16 protein-coding genes and 1 other RNA gene are annotated in these 21,933 nt (G+C 66.6%); 15 read left to right on the plus strand and 2 right to left on the minus strand.

Features of this window, described 5'->3' with window-relative positions; all coding sequences use genetic code 11:
* The first annotated feature begins 18 nt into the window (after window positions 1-18).
* The 15 genes from purB to XcuCFBP2542_RS01120 all read left to right on the plus strand — a co-directional run bounded on the left by purB (window position 19) and on the right by XcuCFBP2542_RS01120 (window position 19,318).
* Window positions 19-1,386, plus strand: coding sequence for an adenylosuccinate lyase (gene purB, locus XcuCFBP2542_RS01050; protein ID WP_104601774.1), 1,368 nt, complete (start codon window positions 19-21; stop codon window positions 1,384-1,386).
* Between the two features lie 77 nt (window positions 1,387-1,463).
* Window positions 1,464-1,539: non-coding RNA, sX9 sRNA (locus XcuCFBP2542_RS01055), on the plus strand.
* A 206-nt stretch (window positions 1,540-1,745) separates the two neighbouring features.
* Complete coding sequence (locus tag XcuCFBP2542_RS01060) at window positions 1,746-2,246, plus strand: DUF3060 domain-containing protein (protein ID WP_104601775.1); 501 nt, start codon at window positions 1,746-1,748, stop codon at window positions 2,244-2,246.
* Between the two features lie 402 nt (window positions 2,247-2,648).
* Window positions 2,649-4,109 (plus strand): ribosomal protein uL16 3-hydroxylase, encoded by a 1,461-nt coding sequence (locus XcuCFBP2542_RS01065; RefSeq protein WP_104601776.1) that lies wholly within the window; start codon window positions 2,649-2,651, stop codon window positions 4,107-4,109.
* Window positions 4,106-5,038 carry a GNAT family N-acetyltransferase gene (locus XcuCFBP2542_RS01070; protein WP_104601777.1) on the plus strand — a complete coding sequence of 311 codons (933 nt, stop codon included), beginning with the start codon at window positions 4,106-4,108 and terminating at the stop codon, window positions 5,036-5,038. Before XcuCFBP2542_RS01065 ends, XcuCFBP2542_RS01070 begins: the two co-directional genes overlap by 4 nt.
* Before the next feature lie 180 nt (window positions 5,039-5,218).
* A complete protein-coding gene (locus tag XcuCFBP2542_RS01075) occupies window positions 5,219-8,038 on the plus strand; it encodes a 2-oxoglutarate dehydrogenase E1 component (RefSeq protein WP_104601778.1) in 2,820 nt (939 codons plus the stop codon).
* 42 nt (window positions 8,039-8,080) lie between these two features.
* Window positions 8,081-9,289 carry a dihydrolipoyllysine-residue succinyltransferase gene (sucB, locus tag XcuCFBP2542_RS01080; protein ID WP_104601779.1) on the plus strand — a complete coding sequence of 403 codons (1,209 nt, stop codon included), beginning with the start codon at window positions 8,081-8,083 and terminating at the stop codon, window positions 9,287-9,289.
* Window positions 9,290-9,433: 144 nt separating this feature from the next.
* Window positions 9,434-10,870 carry a dihydrolipoyl dehydrogenase gene (lpdA, locus tag XcuCFBP2542_RS01085; protein WP_104601780.1) on the plus strand — a complete coding sequence of 479 codons (1,437 nt, stop codon included), beginning with the start codon at window positions 9,434-9,436 and terminating at the stop codon, window positions 10,868-10,870.
* Window positions 10,871-11,021: 151 nt separating this feature from the next.
* Window positions 11,022-11,615, plus strand: a complete 594-nt coding sequence (locus XcuCFBP2542_RS01090; RefSeq protein ID WP_104601781.1) for an LOG family protein — start codon at window positions 11,022-11,024, stop codon at window positions 11,613-11,615.
* 72 nt (window positions 11,616-11,687) lie between these two features.
* Window positions 11,688-12,290, plus strand: a complete 603-nt coding sequence (locus tag XcuCFBP2542_RS01095; RefSeq protein ID WP_170066928.1) for an IMPACT family protein — start codon at window positions 11,688-11,690, stop codon at window positions 12,288-12,290.
* A complete protein-coding gene (locus XcuCFBP2542_RS01100; protein ID WP_104601782.1) occupies window positions 12,287-14,056 on the plus strand; it encodes an ABC transporter transmembrane domain-containing protein in 1,770 nt (589 codons plus the stop codon). The genes XcuCFBP2542_RS01095 and XcuCFBP2542_RS01100 overlap by 4 nt, the downstream gene beginning before the upstream one ends.
* A 116-nt stretch (window positions 14,057-14,172) precedes the next feature.
* Window positions 14,173-15,072 carry a hydrogen peroxide-inducible genes activator gene (locus XcuCFBP2542_RS01105; RefSeq protein WP_104601783.1) on the plus strand — a complete coding sequence of 300 codons (900 nt, stop codon included), beginning with the start codon at window positions 14,173-14,175 and terminating at the stop codon, window positions 15,070-15,072.
* Between the two features lie 88 nt (window positions 15,073-15,160).
* A complete protein-coding gene (locus XcuCFBP2542_RS01110) occupies window positions 15,161-16,849 on the plus strand; it encodes an ABC transporter transmembrane domain-containing protein (protein WP_104601784.1) in 1,689 nt (562 codons plus the stop codon).
* Window positions 16,833-17,918 (plus strand): efflux RND transporter periplasmic adaptor subunit, encoded by a 1,086-nt coding sequence (locus XcuCFBP2542_RS01115; RefSeq protein ID WP_104601785.1) that lies wholly within the window; start codon window positions 16,833-16,835, stop codon window positions 17,916-17,918. The genes XcuCFBP2542_RS01110 and XcuCFBP2542_RS01115 overlap by 17 nt, the downstream gene beginning before the upstream one ends.
* Complete coding sequence (locus tag XcuCFBP2542_RS01120) at window positions 17,915-19,318, plus strand: TolC family protein (protein WP_104601786.1); 1,404 nt, start codon at window positions 17,915-17,917, stop codon at window positions 19,316-19,318. The genes XcuCFBP2542_RS01115 and XcuCFBP2542_RS01120 overlap by 4 nt, the downstream gene beginning before the upstream one ends.
* Before the next feature lie 164 nt (window positions 19,319-19,482).
* Here the strand turns inward: XcuCFBP2542_RS01120 and XcuCFBP2542_RS01125 are convergent, their stop codons facing one another.
* Both XcuCFBP2542_RS01125 and pdxY read right to left on the minus strand, forming a co-directional pair.
* On the minus strand, window positions 19,483-20,610 hold the full coding sequence (locus tag XcuCFBP2542_RS01125) for a prephenate dehydrogenase (protein WP_104601787.1): 1,128 nt from the start codon (window positions 20,608-20,610) through the stop codon (window positions 19,483-19,485).
* On the minus strand, window positions 20,607-21,515 hold the full coding sequence (pdxY, locus tag XcuCFBP2542_RS01130; protein WP_104601788.1) for a pyridoxal kinase: 909 nt from the start codon (window positions 21,513-21,515) through the stop codon (window positions 20,607-20,609). The genes XcuCFBP2542_RS01125 and pdxY overlap by 4 nt, the downstream gene beginning before the upstream one ends.
* Window positions 21,516-21,933: the final 418 nt, after the last annotated feature.

The raw sequence follows: 21,933 nt of genomic DNA on the forward strand, positions 1-21,933 counted from the left end.
CTTCCCAGTGCCCTGCCCATGTCGGATTCCGCCCTGCTCGCCCTGTCCCCGCTCGACGGCCGCTACGCCTCCAAGGTGGATGCATTGCGCCCGATCTTCTCCGAATATGGCCTGATCAAGGCGCGGGTGAAGGTCGAGATCGAGTGGCTGCTGGCCCTGGCCGCCGAACCGGGCATCGCCGAGCTGGCGCCGTTTTCGGCCAGCGCCGCGCAGCGCCTGCGTGCGCTGGCCGATGGCTTCAGCGTCACCCACGCCGCCCGCGTCAAGGAGATCGAGCGCACCACCAACCACGACGTCAAGGCGGTGGAGTACTTCATCAAGGAACAGCTCACCGACGACGCCGAGCTGGGCCCGGCACTGGAATTCGTGCACTTTGCGTGCACCAGCGAGGACATCAACAACCTCAGCTACGGCCTGATGCTGGAACAGGCCCGGCGCGAGGTGCTGCTGCCCACGCTGGACGGCATCGTCGCCTCGCTGCGCCGCCTGGCGCATGCGCAGGCGGCCCAGCCCATGCTGTCGCGCACCCATGGCCAGACCGCCTCGCCCACCACGCTGGGCAAGGAAATCGCCAACGTGGTGGCGCGCCTGGAACGCCAGCGCACGCAGATCGCCGCGGTCGAGCTGACCGGCAAGATCAACGGCGCGGTCGGCAACTACAACGCGCACCTGGTGTCGTACCCGCAGCTGGACTGGGCGGCGTTCGCACGGCGGTTCGTCGAGAGCCTGGGCCTGGTGTTCAACCCCTACACCACCCAGATCGAGCCGCACGACAACGTCGCCGAGATCGGCGATGCCGCCCGCCGCGCCAACACCATCCTGATCGATCTGGCGCGCGATATCTGGGGCTATATCTCGCTGGGCTACTTCAAGCAGAAGTTGAAGGAAGGCGAAGTCGGGTCCTCGACCATGCCGCACAAGGTCAACCCCATCGACTTCGAAAATGCGGAAGGCAACTTCGGCATCGCCAATGCCTTGTTCGAGCATTTTTCCGCCAAATTGCCGATCAGCCGCTGGCAGCGCGACCTCACCGACTCCACCGTGCTGCGCGCGCTCGGCACGGCGTTCGGCCACACCCAGGTGGCGCTGGATTCGCTGGCCAAGGGCTTGGGCAAGCTGACCGTCAATCCACAGCGCCTGGACGCGGACCTGGACGCGGCCTGGGAAGTGCTGGCCGAAGCTGTGCAGACGGTGATGCGCCGCCATGGCCTGCCCAACCCGTACGAGCAATTGAAGGCGCTGACCCGCGGCCAAGGCATCACCGCCGCCTCAATGCAGGCCTTCGTGGAACGCCTGCAGCTGCCGGAAGACGACAAGCAGCGCCTGCGTGCACTCACTCCGGGCGGCTACACCGGCCTGGCCGAGCAGTTGGCGCGCGCGATCTAGACGCGGCCAACAACTCCACGGCACAACCACTCTACGGCGCAACCACTCTACGGGCGCGAACGGCACCCGGAATCGGCATGTGCCCCGGCCACGCTCCGGTTCTGAGCGCACCATCCGTCCCACCTGATGACTGCCCGCGACGCGTTGTGGGCCGCTCCAAACGGATGGAATGCAGACAATGGCCGTGCCGGACAGGCCCGGCCATCGCTGACGCACGATGGATGGTCGCGTGTCTGCCGCCGTCCCGAACGGGAAGCGTGGCCGGATTGGCCGGCAATGCCCGGGCGTCGAGCCGGCGTCAACGACGCTTCCCGGCCTGGCTGCTATGGTGCCGGCCTCATCCAAGCGAGGGACCACCCATGCGTGCAGTTCGGAGTATCGCGTCGCTGATTGCGCTGTCCAGCATCGCCGCATTGAGCGGATGCGGTGCCGACGGCCCGGCCGCGCAGGCGGTATCGGCCATGTCCTCCACCCTCACCGACCCGGCCAGCGGCGCGGATTGCGATGGCAAGGATGTCCGGCTGACCCGCAATGACAGCGAATGGATCCTGCATGGCAACTGCGGCGCAGTGACCATCACCGCCTCACGTGGCGCGATGAATCTGGACAACGCACGCAGCATCCGCGTGGAAGGCAGCAATTTCACCGTACTCAACAGGCAGCTCGGCCAGCTCAGCGTGAGCGGTCACGACAACACGCTGAATCTGACCAATGTGGATCGCGTGGACATCCAGGGCAACAAGAACCTGGTGTTGGCGCGCGAAGTGAAGCAAGTACGGTTTTCCGGCAACGACAACACCGTCAACCCATCCAGCAAGCCGACGCTGGACGACAGCGGCAGTGGCAACAAGCTGATGTAAGCCACCTCCGTGCGTGACGCTGCAACCGGCGGCGCGCACGCTACGCGGTTACCCGCAGGACCAAGGGCTCTCGCCACGGCGTTCGCCAATATCCCAGCGTCGGTCAGCGCCGCCTCATGACGGGGCCTGCCGCAGTCGCGGCCCAGCACGCCCACCCGGCCACACGCCGGGCAGATCCCAAGGCAGGACCCAGGCACAGGGCCATGCTGCACGGCGAAGCGTCGCTCACCACAGCGGGCCTACATCGGTGCGGGATCACCGGCCACCACTTCCCTGAAGCCTTGCCTGTTCGCGCCCCCGCTTGCAGGTGCAGATCCGGCGCAGGCATCGGACAATGGTGCCGGTACGCGCCGGCCCGGCCTGCGCCGCCGGCACTTCATCGATCCCCTGCAAGGAACCCCCATGGCTGCACGCAAGGCAAACCCTCCCGTCATCGAAGTCCAGGCCCGTCCGGGTCAGCCGCTGGGCATGCCGGTGGAGCGCTTCCTGCGCACCTACTGGCACAAGCACCCACTGCTGATCCGCAATGCCTTCGCGGACTTCGTCTCGCCGCTGCAGCCGGAAGACCTGGCCGGGCTGGCCTGCGAGGAGGGCGTGCTGGCGCGGCTGATCCGCCACGACCGCGCCACCGACGGCTGGGACGTGCGCACCGGCCCGTTTCAGGAAACCGACTTCCCCGGCCTGCCCGACCATGACTGGACCTTGCTGGTGCAGGACGTGGACAAGTGGGACGCCGACGTGCGCGGCCTGCTGGAGCAGTTCCGTTTCCTGCCGCGCTGGCGCATCGACGACATCATGATTAGCTTCGCTGCCACCGGCGGTTCGGTCGGCGCGCATGTCGATCATTACGACGTGTTCCTGCTGCAGGGCCAGGGCCACCGCCGCTGGCAGATCGATGCGCGCGCCTCGCAGGGCCGCAAGCCCACGCCACAGGCATTCCGCGCCGATGTCGACCTCAAACTGTTGCGCGACTTCAAGCCCACCCACGACTGGGTACTGGGCCCGGGCGACATGCTGTACCTGCCACCGCTGGTGCCGCATCACGGCGTGGCCGAAGATCCCTGCCTGACCTTCTCCATCGGCACCCGCGCGCCCTCCTCGGCCGAGCTGATCGGCGACTACCTGGACACCCTGATCGCCGATGCCGACGAGGCCGTGCGCTATCACGACGAAGACCTGAAGCTGCCGGCCGACCCGTACGAGATCGACGTCACTGCGATGAACCGCGTGGTCGAAGCGCTCAATGCGCTACGCATGAACGACCCGGATCGCCTGGGCGACTGGTTCGGCCGCTTCATGACCACCTACCGCGCCTCCGGCGACGTGGTGCCGGCACCGGAACCGATTCCGCGCGAGGCGGTGGAGCAGGCCCTGGACGAAGGCGTGGTGCTGTATCGCCACCCGTGGTCGCGGCTGGCCTGGCGGCGTGCCAAGCGCGGCGCCACCCTGTTCTGCAGCGGCCTGGAATTTGCGCTGTCGGCCAAGGACGCCGCACGCCTGGCGGCGGCTGAAGAGATCGATGGCACGCTCTACGGGCAGTTGTCGGCGCGCGGCCGCGAGGTGGTGCTGGAACTGCTGGCCCAGGGCCATTACCAGCGCGCCCATGACGATACGCATGAGGACATCGAAGACATCGACGACGCACAGGCAGTTGCGCTGAGCGTATCGACCGATCACGTCGACGCGGATGACGATGCCGATCCCGTAGAAGCAGACGCCGCCATCGACCACGACGCGGATGTGGAGGCGATCGCAGACGACGCGGACAACCCGCAGGAGCGCGTCGATGCCACCGAAGCGGACCTCGGCGAAGACGAGGACGAGGACAGCGACGAAGACGAAGGCAGCTCTCCGCGCACATGAGCCCACACGGCAGGCCACGGATCGTTTCGCTGGACCCGGCCACCGACGCGGCGGCCCTGCGTGCGCTGCGCCGGGCCTGCAGCAGCGCGGCCCCGGGCGGTCCGGCCGAGGACGAGTGGGACGCACTGGACCCGCTCAGCCTGCACCTCGCCGCACGGACCGAGGACGGCCAACTGGTCGCCTCGGTCCGGCTGACCCCGGACCGGCGCATCGACCGGCTTGGCCTACTGCCGGACTGGCGCCGCCGCGGCCTGTCAGACCAACTGCTTTCCGCCGCCGTGGTCAGCGCCACCCAGCATGGCTGGCCACGCCTGCAGGCCCGCGTCACCGCCGGCGCCGAGGCGGTGTTCGCACGCCAGGGTTTTCTTCCCGACAGCCCTGCAGACCTGTCAACCGACCGCAGTGCCGACATCGGCGATGCACCCGGAACGCCAGTCCATCGCCGGCTCGACGGCCCGATGGCGGTGGACACCCTCGGTGCCGCCCTGGCTGCCACCACCGGCCTGCTGTGCAGCGCGCGCCGCCAGGTACTGATCTATACCCGTGCCCTGGACCCGCCGCTGTTCGACAACGCCGCAGTGCTGGACGCATTGCGCCGCTTTGCCACCGCTCGCCACGACAAGCGGGTGCAGGTGCTGGTGCAGGACACCGCCAGCGCCACTGCCAGCAGCAGTGCCATGCTGCGCCTGGCGCAACGCCTGCCCAGCGTATTCCGGTTCCGCGCGGTCAGCGATCCGGTCGATACCAGTGATGCGTCGGCCTACGTGGTCGGCGACGACGCCTACTACTTTCGTCCAACAGGTCATCGCTACGACGACGGCGAAACCTGGCTGTCCGGTGCGGCCCGCAGCCGCCAGCTGGCGCGCGAATTCGCGCAGATATGGGGGCGCAGCGCACTTTGGAACGAGGCGCGTGCACTCGGTATCTGATGCCGCAAGGCCCTTCTCACGCAGGCGCGCACGCCAGTGGTCTACCCCGCCGGTCAGCTCGCAGACGCCCCCTCACCAGCGCAAGGGGGTATAATTTTTCGAGATTTGAGACCGACCGACACGGCATCTTGCCCTGCCGCTTCCGCACAATCATCCCCACAGCAGACCCGACTTACCATCGTGGATAATCTCCTAAAGCAGTTCGCGCAGTCATCGCAGCTCGCCGGCGGCAACGCCGCCTACATCGAGGATCTGTACGAGCAGTACCTCGTCGCCCCGGACAGTGTCGATCCGAAGTGGAAGAGTTATTTCGACGGTTTCCAGGGTCGCGATGCCGGTGACGTGCCGCATTCGGCCGCCATCGCCCACATTCTCACCGCCTCAAAACAGGCCGGCACCGGCGCTGCTGCCAGCGACGAGCGCGAGCGTAACGTTGGCCGCCTGATTACCGCCTACCGCGCGCGTGGTCACCTGGGCGCGCAGTTGGACCCGCTCGGCCTGACCCCTTCGGTCAACCCGCCCGATCTGGACCTGCCGTTCCACAGCCTCTCGCAGGCGGATCTGGACAGCGAGTTCAGCACTGGCGGCGTCGGCGGCCAGCCGCGCATGAAGCTGAAGGACCTGCTGGTGCGCCTCAAGGCGACCTATGCCAGCACCATCGGCGCCGAATTCATGCACATCCAGGAATTCGACCAGCGCCAGTGGATCTACAAGCGCCTGGAAGATGCCGGCGGCAAGATCGCTGGCGATGCGGCCAGCCGCAAGCGCACCCTGGAGCGGCTCACCGCCGCCGAAGGCCTGGAGCGCTACCTGCACACCAAGTACGTCGGCCAGAAGCGCTTCTCGCTGGAAGGCGGCGATGCGCTGATCCCGATGATGGACGAGATCATTCGCCAGTCCGGCAACGATCAGGTCAAGGACATCGTGATCGGCATGGCCCACCGCGGCCGCCTCAACGTGCTGGTCAATACGCTGGGCAAGAACCCGCGCAAGCTGTTCGACGAGTTCGAAGGCAAGTTCGAGCATGCCCATGACGACCGCGCGCACACCGGCGACGTCAAGTACCACATGGGGTTCTCGGCCGATATCGCAGTCGGCAGCGACAAGCAGGTGCATCTGGCACTGGCGTTCAATCCCTCGCACCTGGAAATCGTCGATCCCGTCGTGGTCGGCAGCGTGCGTTCGCGCCAGGAGCGCTTCGGCGATGCCGAGCGCAAGACCGTGCTGCCCATCCTGATCCACGGCGATGCCGCCTTCGCCGGCCAGGGCGTGGTGATGGAACTGTTCCAGATGTCGCAGGCGCGCGGTTTCGCGGTCGGCGGTACCGTGCACATCGTCATCAACAACCAGATCGGTTTCACCACCAGCACCCGCGACGACGCGCGTTCCACGCTGTACTGCACGGACGTCGCCAAGATGATCGGCGCGCCGGTCTTCCACGTGAACGGCGACGACCCGGACGCGGTGATGTTCGTGTCCAAGCTGGCTTATGAATTCCGCCAGCAGTTCAAGAAGGACGTGGTCATCGACCTGGTCTGCTACCGCCGCTGGGGCCATAACGAGGCCGACGAACCGGCAGCGACTCAGCCGGTGATGTACCAGACCATCCGCAAGCACAAGACCACCCGCGAGCTGTATGCCGCCAAGCTGGAAAGCGACGGCGTGCTGAGCGCCGACGAGGCCAAGGCGCTGGTGGACGGCTACCGCAACAAGCTCGATTCGGGCGAATACACCACCGAATTGGCCAAGCGCAAGCCGGACGAATTTGCCATCGACTGGTCCAAGTACCTGGTCGGCACCGCCGCCGACCCGGTGGATACGCGCGTCCAGCGCGAGCAGCTGGACCGCCTGGCCAAGCTGATCACCACCATCCCCGAAGGCGTCGAGCTGCATGCGCGTGTGGCCAAGATCTACGACGATCGCGTCAAGATGGCCGCCGGCGACCAACTGGGCGACTGGGGCTTCGCCGAGAACCTGGCCTATGCCACGTTGCTGACCGAAGGCCACAAGCTGCGCCTGGTCGGCCAGGACGCCGGTCGCGGCACGTTCTTCCACCGTCACGCGATCCTGCATGACCAGAAGACCGACAACTATTACCTGCCGCTGCGCCAGCTGGTGCAGAACCCCGAAGACGCCACCGTCATCGACTCGCTGCTCAGCGAAGAAGCGGTGATGGGCTTCGAATACGGCTACTCCACCACCGACCCGAATGCACTGTGCATCTGGGAAGCGCAGTTCGGCGACTTCGCCAACGGCGCGCAGGTGGTCATCGACCAGTTCATTGCCGCTGGCGAAGCCAAGTGGGGGCGTATCGCAGGCCTGTCGCTGTTTCTGCCGCATGGTTACGAAGGGCAAGGCCCGGAGCACAGCTCCGCACGCCTGGAGCGCTTCCTGCAGCTGTGCGCGCTGGAGAACATGCTGGTCTGCGTACCGACCACCCCGGCGCAGTGCTTCCACATGATCCGGCGCCAGATGCGCATGACTACCCGCAAGCCGCTGGTGGTGATGACGCCCAAGTCATTGCTGCGCCACAAGCTGGCGGTGTCGAGCCTGGAAGAACTGGCCGACGGGCAATTCCAGCATCTGATCCCGGATGCCAAGGCCGAGGCGGCCAAGGTCAAGCGCGTGGTGCTGTGCTCGGGCAAGGTCTACTACGACCTGCTCGAAGACCAGACCAAGCGCGGCCAGGACGATGTTGCCGTCGTGCGCATCGAGCAGCTGTACCCGTTCCCACGTGCACAGCTGGCGGCCGAGCTCAAGGGCTATGCCAATGCCACCGACGTGGTGTGGTGCCAGGAAGAACCGCAGAACCAGGGTGCGTGGTACCAGATCCGTCACCACCTCAACTTCTGCCTGGCCGGTGGTCAGAGCCTGCATTACGCCGGCCGCGCCCGTTCGCCCTCGCCTGCCGCTGGCCACATGGCCGACCACATCGCCGAACAGCAGACGCTGGTCGCCGATGCGCTCCTCAATCCGTTCAACGACCAAGTCGCTGAATAACTCCTCTTCCCCAAAGAACGAAAACCCTAGGACGCTCCCCGAATGGCCACCGAAGTCAAAGTTCCGGTACTGCCCGAATCCGTTTCCGACGCCACCATCGCCAGCTGGCACAAGAAGGCCGGCGACGCGGTCAAGCGCGACGAGAATCTGGTCGACCTGGAAACCGACAAGGTCGTGCTGGAAGTTCCTTCGCCGGTCGATGGCGTGTTGAAGGAAATCAAGTTCGAAGCCGGCAGCACGGTCACCAGCAACCAGATCCTGGCAATCATCGAAGAAGGTGCCGTGGCTGCCGCCGCGCCGGCCGAAGAGAAAAAGGCTGATGCTCCGGCAGCTCCGGCTCCTGCTGCAGCGCCGGCGCCAGTTGCCGCCGCCGCGCCGGCCGCCGCGTCCAAGTCTGCTGCCGATGCGCTGCCCCCGGGTGCGCGGTTCTCCGCGATCACCCAGGGCGTGGATCCGTCGCAGGTCGAAGGCACTGGCCGCCGCGGTGCGGTGACCAAGGAAGACATCGTCAACTTCGCCAAGGCCGGCGGCGTGGGCAAGGCCTCGGGCGCCCGGCCGGAAGAGCGCGTGGCGATGACCCGCGTGCGCAAGACCATTGCCAAGCGCCTGATGGAGTCCAAGAACTCCACCGCGATGCTGACCACCTTCAACGAAGTGAACCTGGCCAAGGTGTCGGCCGCACGCAAGGAGCTGCAGGACGAGTTCCAGAAGGCCCACGGCATCAAGCTCGGTTTCATGAGCTTCTTCGTCAAGGCCGCTGCCAACGCGCTGCAGCGCTTCCCGCTGGTCAACGCCTCGATCGACGGCGACGACATCATCTATCACGGCTACAGCGACATCTCGATTGCCGTCTCCACCGAAAAGGGCCTGGTCACGCCGGTGCTGCGTAACGTCGAGCGCCAGTCGTTCGCCGACGTCGAACAGGGCATCGCCGACTACGCCGCCAAGGCGCGCGCCGGCAAGCTGGGCCTGGATGACCTGCAGGGTGGCACGTTCACCATCACCAATGGCGGCACCTTCGGCTCGCTGCTGTCCACCCCGATCATCAACCCGCCGCAGAGCGCCATCCTGGGCATGCACGCGATCAAGGAACGTCCGATCGCCGAGAACGGCCAGGTGGTGATCGCCCCGATGATGTACCTGGCGCTGTCCTACGACCACCGCATCATCGACGGCAAGGATTCGGTGCAGTTCCTGGTCGACATCAAGAATCAGCTGGAAAACCCGGGCCGCATGCTGTTCGGCCTGTAAGCGCCGGGAATCGGGAATGGAGAGTCGGGAATGGGACAAGCGCCCACCGCCCGCTCCATTCCCGCCTGGACCTGGATGGGACGACAGGCGCATGCGCTGTTGCGATTCCCCATTCCCTATTCCCCATTCCCGTGAGCAAATGAAATGAGCGAACAATTCGACGTCGTCGTCATCGGTGCTGGTCCGGCCGGTTATCACGCCGCCATCCGTGCGGCCCAGCTGGGCATGAAGGTCGCCTGCATCGATGCGGCACTCGGCAAGGACGGCAAGCCCGCCCTGGGCGGTACCTGCCTGCGTGTGGGCTGCATTCCGTCCAAGGCGCTGCTGGATTCCTCGCGCCAGTTCTGGAACATGGGTCACCTGTTCGGCGACCACGGCATCAGCTTCAACGACGCCAAGATGGACGTGCCCACCATGATCGGCCGCAAGGACAAGATCGTGAAGCAGTTCACCGGCGGCATCGCGATGCTGTTCAAGGCCAACAAGATCACCCCGTACTACGGCTTCGGCCAGCTGCTGCCGGGCAATATCGTCAAGGTCACCCAGCACGAAGGCGGCGAGATCGAGCTCAAGGGCACCAACGTGATCCTGGCGGCCGGTTCGGAATCGATCGAACTGCCGTTCGCCAAGTTCGATGGCGACACCATCGTGGACAACGTCGGCGGCCTGGATTTCACCGCCGTGCCCAAGCGCCTGGCGGTGATCGGCGCTGGCGTGATCGGCCTGGAGCTGGGTAGCGTGTGGAAGCGCCTGGGCGCCGAGGTCACCATCCTCGAAGCGCTGCCGGACTTCCTGGCGCTGGCCGACGCTGAAGTGGCCAAGACCGCGCTGAAGGAATTCAAGAAGCAGGGCCTGGATATCAAGCTGGGTGCCAAGGTCGGCAAGACCGAGATCACCGGCAGCGGCGATGCCAGGCAGGTGGTGCTCAACTACACCGACGCCGCCGGCGAGCAGACCCTGACCGTGGACAAGCTGCTGGTGGCCGTGGGCCGCAAGGCCGCCACCAAGAACCTGCTGGCCGACGGCACCGGGGTCAAGGTCACCGACCGTGGTCAGATCGAGGTCGATGGCCATTGCCACACTGGCGTCGACGGCGTGTGGGCGATCGGCGACTGCGTGCGCGGCCCGATGCTGGCGCACAAGGGCTTCGAGGAAGGCATCGCGGTGGCCGAGCTGATCGCCGGCCTGCCCGGTCACGTCAACTTCGACACCATTCCGTGGGTCATCTACACCGAGCCGGAAATTGCCTGGGTCGGCAAGACCGAGCAGCAGCTCAAGGCCGAAGGCGTGGCCTACAAGGCTGGCAGCTTCCCGTTTGCGGCAATCGGCCGCGCGGTGGCCATGGGCGAGCCGGCCGGCTTCGTCAAGGTGATCGCCGATGCCGAGACCGACCGCGTGCTGGGCATGCACCTGGTGGGCGTGGGCGTCTCCGAGCTGGTGCACGAAGGCGTGCTGACGATGGAATTCAACGGCTCGGCCGACGACCTGGCACGTATCTGCCATGCGCACCCGACGCTGTCCGAAGCCATCCACGACGCCGCGATGGCGGTGAGCAAGCGCGCGATCCATAAGGCTAACTAAGCCGGGAATCGGGAGTGGGGAATTGGGAATCGTAAGAGCGTTCCCATCACCTCACTCCTCATGCTGACGCCGGACCTAGGTCCGGCGTCATGCGTTCTGGCTTCTGTATTTGCTTCGACCCATTCCCTATTCCCAACTCCCGATTCCCCCCATGAAAAGCCTCTGCGTCTATTGCGGCTCCAATGCCGGTAACAAGCCCGCCTATGTCGAGCGCGCCACGGCGCTGGGTCAGCGCATTGCTGCGCACGGCCTGCGCCTGGTCTACGGTGGCGGCAATGTCGGGCTGATGGGTACGGTGGCCAATGCGGTCCTGGCAGCCGGCGGTGAAGTGACCGGCGTCATTCCTCAGCAACTGGCCGATTGGGAAGTGGCGCATCGCGGGCTGACCACGCTGGAAATCGTCGGCTCCATGCACGAGCGCAAGATGCGCATGTTCGAACTCTCCGATGCCTTCGTCGCCCTGCCCGGTGGCTTCGGCACCATGGAAGAGATTTTCGAAATGCTCACCTGGCGCCAGCTCGGCATCGGCAACAAGCCCTGCGCCTTTCTGGATATCGAGAACTTCTATGCGCCGCTGATCGGCATGATCGATCGCATGGTGGAAGAGCGCTTCCTGCACCCGGACCAGCGCACCGACCTGTGGTACGGCAGCGACATCGCGCAGATGCTGGAATGGATGCAGCACTACACGCCGGCCCAGGCCTCGAAATGGATCGACGAGAAGCGTCGCTCCACGCTGGTATGACCGGTCGCCGGCGCCCGCAACAGGGCGTCGGCGATCACGCCGCCGCAATCGGTGCCACCACCCCGCAGTACAATGGCGGCGATGCCAGAGACCCTTGCCGCTGACGCGCACCACAGCCTGGACATCAAGCACAGTCGCTTTCTGGCCAATGCCTGTGCACTGGATGCTCCCGCACAGGCACTGGAACTGGTGCAACGCGTGGCGGTCCCCGATGCCACCCACAACTGCTGGGCCTACCGCTTCGGGCAGGAATACCGCTCCAGCGATGATGGCGGGCCCAGCGGCACGGCGGGCAGGCCGATCCTGGCGGCAATCGATGGCCACGGCCTGGATCGCGTCGTGGTGGTGGTCACCCGTTGGTACGGCGGCATCAAGCTCGGTGCCGGCGGGTTGGTGCGCGCCTATGGCGGCGCTGCGGCCGAGTGCCTGCGGCTGGCGACGCGACGGCCATTGATCGCACTGACGCAGCTGGATCTGCACTGTCGGTTCGACGACCTGGGGCTGGTGCATGCCGCCTTGGTCGCCTTCCATGCCGACAAGCTGGACGAGCGTTTCGATGCCGATGGCGCAGCCTTGCGCGTGCAATTGCCTGCAGATCAGCTTGCAGGCTTGAAAACCCGCCTGTGCGACGCCACTCGCAACCGTGTCCACCTCTCAACACCGGAAGCCGCATGAACCAGCCAGCCGCCGCCAGGCCCAACCCGTTGCGGAAGCTTGGCAGCCTGCGCGCCCTGTGGCCGTTCGTGCAGCGCCAGCGCGGATTATTTGCCGCCTGGCTGATCGCGCTGGCGATTTCCTCGGCGGCCACGCTGAGCCTGCCGGCCGCGGTCAAGCGCATGATCGACCACGGCTTCTCCGGCGGGGCGCAGATCAACCAGGCATTCGCCCTGCTGTTCGCGGTTGCGGTGGTACTGGCACTGGCCACCGCGGCACGGTTCTACTTCGTCTCGCTGCTGGGCGAAAAGGTGGTCGCCGACCTGCGTGGCCGCCTGTATGCGCATCTGATCGGGCTGGATGCCGGCTTTCACGACCGTAGCCGCAGCGGCGAACTGGTGTCGCGGCTGTCGGCCGACAGCGAACTGCTGCGCGGCTTGATCGGCACCACCATGTCGGTGGCGTTGCGCAGTACAGTGACGGTGGTCGGCAGCATGGTGATGCTGTTCGTCACCAGCCCACGTCTGGCCGGCTTCACCCTGATCGGCATCCCGCTGGCAGTGCTGCCCATCGTGCTGGGCGCTCGCCGGCTGCAGAAGATCTCGCGCGCCAGCCAGGACCGTGTGGCCGATGCCAATACGCTGGCCGCCGAAACCCTGGGCGCGGTGCGCACCGTGCAGGCGCATGCGCGCGAGCAGTACGAGAGCCAACGGTTCAGCCAGGCGCTGTTGTCCGCCATCGACACCGCACGGCTGCGGGTACGTACCCAGGCAGGCGTCACCGCCGTGGCGATCATGCTGATCTTCGGCGCCATCGTCGGTGTGCTGTGGCTGGGCGCGCACGATGTGGTGTCCGGGCGCATGACCCCGGGCACGCTGGGGCAGTTCGTGTTGTACGCGCTGATCGGCGGCGGCTCGGTCGGGGCATTGGCCGAGGTGTGGAACGAACTGCAGCGCGCCGCCGGCGGCATGGGCCGCGTCGGCGAACTGCTCGACGAACAGTCGGCAATCGTGGCACCGGCCACGCCCACGCCGTTGCCGCAGCCGCTGCATGGCGCGATCCACTTCGACCAGGTGGTGTTCCATTACCCGCAGCGCCCCGATGCACCGGCGCTGGATCACTTCGACCTGCATGTCCGCCCCGGCGAGACCGTGGCCTTGGTTGGCCCCTCCGGCGCCGGCAAGAGCACGGTGTTGTCGATGCTGCTGCGCTTCCATGACCCGGTGAGTGGCCGCGTGCGCATCGACGAGGTGGACCTGCGCGACACCGACCCGGTGCGCTTGCGCGAACACATTGCGCTGGTGCCGCAGCAACCCACCCTGTTCGCCGCCAGTGCCGCCGACAACATCCGCTACGGCAGGCTGCAGGCCAGCGACGCGCAGGTGGAAGCCGCCGCTGCGGCTGCCGAAGCCGATGTCTTCATCCGGGCGCTGCCGCAGGGCTACGCCAGCGAGCTGGGCGAGCGCGGCACGCGCCTGTCCGGCGGCCAGCAACAACGCGTGGCAATCGCGCGTGCCCTGCTCAAGGACGCGCCGATCCTGCTGCTGGACGAGGCCACCAGCGCACTGGATGCGCAGAGCGAACGCGCCGTGCAGCAAGCGCTGGATCGGCTGATGCAGGGCCGCACCACCCTGGTCATCGCGCACCGCCTGGCCACCGTGCTCAAAGCCGACCGCATCGTGGTCATGGATGCCGGCCGCATCGTTGCGCAGGGCACCCACGCACAGCTGATCGCAGAGGGCGGCCTGTATGCGGAATTGGCGCGGCTGCAGTTCATCGATCAGTGACGCTGATTGGTGACATCGATTAGTGACGCCTGGCTGACGCGCCGGCGGCCGCTACGCGGCGTTCACCCACCCGCCACCGATGCTGCGCTTCCGCCACTGCCTGCACGGCTGAACCCATGCCCCGCCCCAAGACCACGCTTCGCCAACTCAGCTACTTCGTCGCGCTGGCCGACACCGGCAGTTTCACCCGCGCGGCAGAGCAGATGGGCGTGTCGCAGCCGTCGCTGTCACAGCAGATCCGCGCACTGGAGACCATCATCGGTACACCGCTGTTCGAGCGCGGCGTGCCCGCCATCCTGACCCCGCTGGGCCGCGACCTGCGCGACCGCGCACGCGGCATCCTGCTGGACGTGGCCGACCTGGAAGAGCTGCGCGCCACCTCGGCCGACACCTTGATCGGCACCATCCGGCTCGGCGTCTCGCCCACGCTGGGCGCCTATCTGATGCCCAGCCTGGTGGCGCGCCTGCATCGCGAGCACCCGGCGTTGCGCGTGCACGTCCGCGAAGGCTTGCCGAACGTGCTGGCCAACGACCTGGCCAATGGCGTGCACGACCTGGTGCTGGTGCAACTGCCGATGGCCGGCCGCAACCTGCACAGCGAACGGCTGTTCCGCGAGCCATTGCACGTGACCATGGCCGCCGATCACCCGCTGCGCAGCAAACGCCACATCACCCCGGCCGACCTGCGTGGCGCCAACCTGCTCACGCTGATGCCGGACTACCGCCTGGCCGAACAGATCAGCGCGATTGCGGTGGACGTCGGCGCCAATGTCCTGCGCGATTACGAAGGAACGAGTCTGGATGCGATCCGGCAAATGGCCGGCATGGGCATGGGGCTGGCGCTGCTGCCCGACCTGTACGTGCGCCAGGAGATCCGCGAAGGCGACGACGTGGTGGTGCGTCCGATCAAGGGAGGACGCTATTACCGCGAGATTGGACTGCTCTGGCGGCAAGGCGCCGGCCGCGCGCCCGCGTTCGGGCTGATCGCCGACTTGCTGCGCGCGGCAGCGGCATAGGAAAATCCTATGCGGTGGATAAGCGGTTCGGCCTTGTTCTGTTGCCGCAACTCGTCAATGCTTGCTTGAAATCAACAGTGGAAGGAACATGGCGGCAAAGCAGATCGGATGGCGGGAAGCGGCGGGCTGGCTGGCGGAGATCGTCGGGCCGGACATGCCGTATGTGCGGCTGGCCCTGGTGTACGGCATCGCGATTAGCCTGCTGTCGCTGGCGACCCCGATCTCGGTGCAGCTACTGATTAACAGCGTGGCCAATATCGCCCTGCCCACGCCGCTATGGACACTGTCCGGCCTGCTGCTGGGCCTGCTGCTGCTGGTGGCCGCCCTGAGCGCGATGCGGGTGTGGGTCATGGCGTTGTTCGAGCGCCGGCTGTTCGCGCGGGTGGTGGCCGAGATCACGGTGCGGGCGGTACACGCCCAGAACCCCTTCTTCACCGACCAGAACCGCGGCGACATGTTCAACCGCTACTTCGACCTGGTGGTGGTGCAGAAGGCTGTCCCCAGCCTGGCCGTGGGCGCCTTCACCATCGTGCTGCAGTCGGCGGTGGGGCTGATCGTCACCAGTTTCTACCATCCGTTCTTCCTGGCCTTCAATGCGCTGCTGTTGCTGGTGATCTTCTCGATCTGGATGATCTGGTCACGCAGTTCGATCCGCACCGCAGTCGACCTGAGTCACGCCAAGCACAATGCCGCACACTGGCTGGAAAGCGTTGGCGGCTCCAATGGTTTCTACAAATCCAGCCGCCACCTCAACTTTGCGATGGAGCGCTCCGAAGCGGTGACGGCGGCCTATGTGGCACGCCATCGGCGTCATTTCCGCTACACATTCACCCAGACGCTGGCATTTCTACTCACCTATGCGGTGGCCAGCGCGGCGCTGCTGGCGCTGGGCGGCAGCCTGATCCTGCGTGGCGAATTGTCGATCGGCCAGCTGGTGGCGGCCGAGCTGATCCTGAGCGCGGTGTTCTACGGCATCGCGCAGTTGGGGACCTACCTGGATACGTTCTACGACCTGGTGGCCAGCGCAGAGGAATTATCGCTGCTGTACGCCATCCCGCAGGAGCGCGCGGTGGCCATTGCTGGCAAGACCCCGCGCAACAGCGACGTGCGCCTGGATGGCGTGGTGATCGAAGGTGCGCGCTTCGATTTCGCGCTGGAGGCCGGCGAGCAGCTGGTCACGCTGGCATCCGGTGGCGCCGAACGTCTGCTGGCGATGGTACTCAAGCGCCATGAGGTCCCGGAGCGCGGGCTGGTGATGGTGGGCGGCGCCGACATGGCGACCTTCGACATGTACCTGCTGCGCTCGGAAGTCACTGTGCTTGATCGCCCCACCATCGTGGAAGTCACCATTCGCGAATACCTGTCGATGGCCTCGCCGGACGTCAGCTCCGAGAGCATGCTCGAAGCGATCGATGCGGTGGGCTTGCGCGCCCGCATCGCCGCACTGCCGCAGGGCCTGGATACGCGCCTGGCGGCCTCGGGCTACCCGCTGTGGATCGGCGATGTGATGGGCCTGAAGCTGGCCAACGCCTTGCTGGTACGCCCGCGGGTGCTGATGCTGTCGCAGCTGTTCGACCTGATCCCCACCGAACGCCTGGCGGCGGTGCTGCGCCGGCTCAAGGACGCCGGAACCACGGTCTTGCTGTGTACCGGCCGGCCGGAAGACATCACCCTGGATGGCTGGTTCCGGCTGGAGCCTGGACACCAGCAACGCTACGCCACGCGGGCGGAACTGATCGCATCGGCACAGGAGGCAGGCAATGCAATACGCCACTGACCGCATGCTGCACTTCCCCACCCTGTCGGCCATGGGCCCGCCCAGCATCGCCAAGGTGCTGGCCTGGATGCTGCTGATCGGCATCGTCATCTGCAGTGCCATCCTGGCGTTGGTGCCCTGGGTACAGACCGCCAGCGGCAAGGGCCAGGTGGTGGCGCTGGATCCGGACGACCGCCAGCAGCAGGTCACCGCGTTCGTGCCCGGCCGGGTGGAACGCTGGTACGTGCACGACGGCCAGCATGTGTCCAAGGGCGATCCGATCGCCCGCGTGGGCGACCTGGATCCTGACCTGCTCACCCGCCTCGCCAGCGAACGGGCGCAGGCGCAGGCCGAGATCGCCGCCCTCCAGCAGTCGCGTGCAGTCGCCAGCATCGACGTGGAGCGCAGCCGGCAATTGCTCGCCGAAGGTCTGGCAGGCCGCCGCGACTTCGAGCTGACCCAGATCAAGGTGGCCGAAGCCGATGCCAAGCTGGCCGAATCGCGCGCCAAGCTGACCCGCATCGACATCCAGTTAAACCGCCAGTCCGCGCAGTTGGTGCGCGCCCCGCGCGATGGCCGCGTGCAACAACTCAACGCCGCCAGCGGCAGTGCGATGGTGTCGCCAGGCACCGTGCTGGCGGTGATCGCGCCCGAGCGGGTGGAACGCGCGGTCGAGCTGTACATCGACGGCCGCGACGTACCGCTGATCCGTCCCGGCCGCCCGGTGCGGCTGGAATTCGAAGGCTGGCCGGCGATCCAGTTCAGCGGCTGGCCGTCGGTGGCGCACGGTATGTTCGACGGCCGGGTGCGCGCCATCGACCCCAATGCTGCGCCCGACGGCGTGTTCCGCATCCTGGTCGAACCGGCGCCGGGCAAACCGGCCTGGCCCGCCCAGGAATTCGCCCGCCAGGGCGGCAAGGTGCGCGGCTGGGTGCAGGGCGAGACGGTGAAGGTGGGCTACGAACTGTGGCGCCAGCTCAACAATTTCCCATTGGAATTCGGGCAGCGCCCCGCAGCGGGCATGCAGCAGGATGGCAAGGCCAAGCCAGCCGCCGGCAAGACCGAAGAAGACGCGACGGGCAAGAAATGAGGCATCGTCTTGTTGTCTTGTTGATCGCACTCTGCCCCGGTGCGGCGTTCGCCCAGGCCGCGCCACTGACCCTGGACGAGGTACTGCAATCCTCGGCGCGCTCGGCGCCGCAGATCGTCGAAGCGCTGGCCAAGGTCCGCCAGGCCGAAGGCAAGGGGATCTCGGCCGACGGCGCCTTCGATACCGTTTTCGACATCGAGGGCCGCTCGCGCGAGGCCGGCTATTACGACGGCAGCACCATCGAAACCGGCGTCAAGCGGCCATTCGAGACCAATGGCGGCTATTACTACGGCGGCTACCGCTCCTCGCGGGGCGAGTTTCCGATCTACGAAGACAAGTCCTACACCGACCGCGGCGGCGAAGTGAAGGTCGGCGCGCTGTACGCGCTGCTGCGCGACCGCGTCGTGGACGAGCGCCGCACCCGTCGTAGCGTGGCCAGCACCGACATCGACGTGGCCCAGTACGAAGCGCAGATGGTGGCCATCGGCGTGCAGCGCCGCGCGGTGGACGCCTATCAGAGCTGGGTCGCGGCCGGCCTGAGACTGCGCGCCTATCGGGACCTGCTGGAGCTGGCCGAGCGCCGCCGCACCGCGATTTCCCGGCAGGTGACGCTGGGCGCACGTCCCACGATCCTGTTGACCGAGAACGACCAGAACCTGGTGCGTCGCCGCGCGCTGGTAGTGCGCTCGGAGCAGGACTTCGCAAGCGCCGCCAATGGCTTGTCGCTGTATCTGCGCGACGATGCCGGCATGCCGCTGACGGTGACCGCCGAACGCCTGCCGGCCGATACCTCCGCGCTGGAAGGGCTAGCCGGCGCCAGCAGGATCACCGCCCCGGTGGAGCGGCCCGATTACCGCGCCGTGCTGACGCGCATCGACCAGGCCACTGCGCGGCTGATGCTGGCGCAGAACGACCTGAAGCCGCGCCTGGATGTCAGCGTCGAGGTCAGCAAGGACTTCGGCCCGCCCGGCGTGGGCGGCCCCAACCGCTCGCCCACCGATGCCATCATCGGCTTCCGTTTCAGCGTGCCGTTGGAGAACCGCGCCGCCAAGGGTCGGGTCGCCGAAGCGCGCGCCGAGATCGAAGCGCTGGATCAGCGCAGCCGTTTCCTGCGCGACCAGATCTCGGTCGAGGTGGAATCGGTGGTGATCTCGCTCACCGCCGCCGAGCGCCTGGCCAAGATCGCCGATGAGGAACGCAGCCTGGCCGACCGCCTGGCCGAAGCCGAGCGGCGGCGCTTCGAGCTGGGGTCGGGCGACTTCTTCCTGGTCAACCAGCGCGAGGAAACCGCCAACGATGCCCGCGTGCGCCTGGTCGATGCACAGGCCCGTATCGCCTCGGCGCGTGCCGAGCTGGCCGCGGCTACCGCCGACCGCGATGCGCTGCGACTGAGCCGCTGAGGGCGGCGAATTGCAGCTCTCCACGCCCTGATGATTGCCTGGTCATTTTTTGACCAACGCGATCGACGGACTTGCCGGACAGGGGCCGTCGGCAGTTATCCACATGCTTGTGCAGGTTTCATCCACATCCGTTGTGGATGAAACCTGTACTGCGCGCGCCACGCTCAGGCCTTGCGCTCCACACGCTCCAGCACACGCCCGATCCCGCTGTGGTCGATCTCGCTGGCTGCCCGCCTCAGCGCAGCAGGATCGCTATCGGGCTCGAATCCGATCCGGAAGTGCAGTTCACCCAGCGGCGTGCGCGAGGAGTGGATCGACGACAGGTTCACCGTGTGCCGTTCGAACACGTGCAGCAAGGCGCGTAGCGAACCTGGCCGGTCTTCAGGCAGGTAGACGCTCAAGGCCAGGGACTCGGTCAGGTCGGCCAACAGGTAGCCCAGCCGTTCGTAGGTGTAGTTGCCGGCAGCCAGGGTCTGCGGTTCTAGGGCCGCAGCAGTGTCGTCCAGAAAGCGGCGGCGGAACTGTACACGCGCCGCGTCATCGCCCTGCGCCACCAGCGCGCGCAACTGCTGCAATTGCGCCAGCAGCCGGTCCAGCATCTCGCCAACGTAGGGGTTGCCGAACTGGATGTCTTCGTAGATCGCCGGATTGAGCGAGAGGATGCGCGCGATGACCGCAGTGTCCAGCTCGAACGCGGCCGAGCGGTAGGGCATCAGCGCCTGCAGCTCGCCCAGCAGCGGCGCGTAGTCGCGCAAGGTGCCGGCTTGCGCCAGGTGGGTGGCGTGCACCATCGCCTGTACCAGCGCCATCACCCGGTCGTGGTGTTCGGCAGTCGCGTAGACGCACTCGGCCTGCAAGGCGGTGCACAACGCCTGCACCCACGGCGTCCAGTGCTGCAGGCGCGCCTGGCAGACCACCATCACCCGGCCCTTCAAGGTCGGCGACTTGGGCGGTGCGGTCATCGGATGCAGGCCGACCACCTCGGCCGAGGACACCAGCATCGCCGCCACCGGCGCCTGCTTGATCGAAGTGACGTCCATCCACAGTTGCGAGGCTGCGCGCAGGCCGGCCAGCGCGACATAGCGCTGAATCAACACGGCCGTGTGGCGGATGGGTGCGGCAAAGATCAGTACATCTGCCTGCTGCGCCAGCGTGGCCTCGTCCATGCTACCGGCATCGGCAGGATCAAAGCCAATCACCTGCAGCTGCATACGCGTGCGCAGGAACTGCCCCAGCCATCGCCCGTAGGCACCGGCACTGCCGACGATCCCGACGACCGGTTGGGCGATCATGCCAGGCGCTCGACGGCGAAGCGTGGCGATGCGGCGAGTGCGGCCGGGGCGGCGGCAAGCACATCGAACTCTTCATGCCCTGCAGCCAGGGTCGCTTCCAGGGCGCCATGCACACCACCAAGCGCATGGCCCACCGCCTGCTCGAACGGCAGGTCGCGCAGCAGGAATCCGATCAACAACGCCATCAACACGTCGCCGGTACCGGCGACATCCACCGGTAGGTGCGGGCTGGCCCAGCGATACACCGCCGTGTTGCTGACCGCCAGCGTCACCAGCTCGCCGGCACCGCCGGCCACGCTGTGTGCAAGCACCCAGTGTGGCCCGCGCGCGAGCAAGGCGCGGGCGGCCACGATGGCATCGTCCTGTTGCAGGCTGGGCAGGCCGGTCAAGCGTCCCAGTTCGAACGCATTGGGCGTCACCAGCCAGGCATGCGGCAGCAGGCGTTCGGCAAAGACCCGTTCCAATCCCGGCTCGACGTAGGGGCCGGTATGCGTATCGCCAATCACCGGATCCAGGCAGTAGCGCAGTTGCGGTGCCTGCGGCAGGGTCTGCTGCAGCCAGTCGGCAAACGCCTCGCCGTTGGCCAGGCTGCCGAAGTAGCCGGACACCAGCATGCGTGCGCGTTGCGGCAGGCCGCGTTCGGTGGCGCCGAGCAACAGATCCGCCAGCCAGTCGGCCGGCAGGATGCGGCCACGCAGCGTGGAATAGAACGGCGCATTGCTCAACAGCGTAGTGGGCACTTCGGCCACGCGCAGGCCAAGCGCGCGCAGTGGCGGCACCGCCGCACTGTTGCCGGCGTGGCCATAGACCAGCTGCGACTGCACCGAGATCACATCGATCGGCGAAGGACCCTCCGGGCGCTGGCGGCGACCGTGGACAAGGTGGCTATCGGTTGCATCGCTCATGGGAAACGCCGTCGTGAGAACAGGACGCCATTATCCGCCGCAACGCGTGAGCGCGTGACGTGACTGGAATGAGGCGACGTTGCGTGTTGCGCGCTGAAGTGGGTGCGCTCTTTTGAACGGCGCCGACGTTCGACTTGATCTGCTTTGCAAACGCGGCCGGACGCTTCAGCGCTGTGCGCATGACTTGCAGTCTTTTCGACGCCAACGGTGCCGCTTGCAAGCGGGCGTTGGGTTGACGATCGGTACGGCGTACCCTCATCCGCCCTTCGGGCACCTTCTCCCGGCGGGAGAAGGGAACAAGGCACATTTTCCCGGAGGGAGAAGGGAACAAGGCACCTTCTCCCGAAGAAGGCGAGCAAAGCCCCTCTCCCTGCGGGAGAGGGGTTGGGGTGAGGGTACGCGGCGAAGCCCACATGGA

This window comes from Xanthomonas cucurbitae (genome assembly GCF_002939885.1).
Lineage (GTDB): Bacteria > Pseudomonadota > Gammaproteobacteria > Xanthomonadales > Xanthomonadaceae > Xanthomonas > Xanthomonas cucurbitae.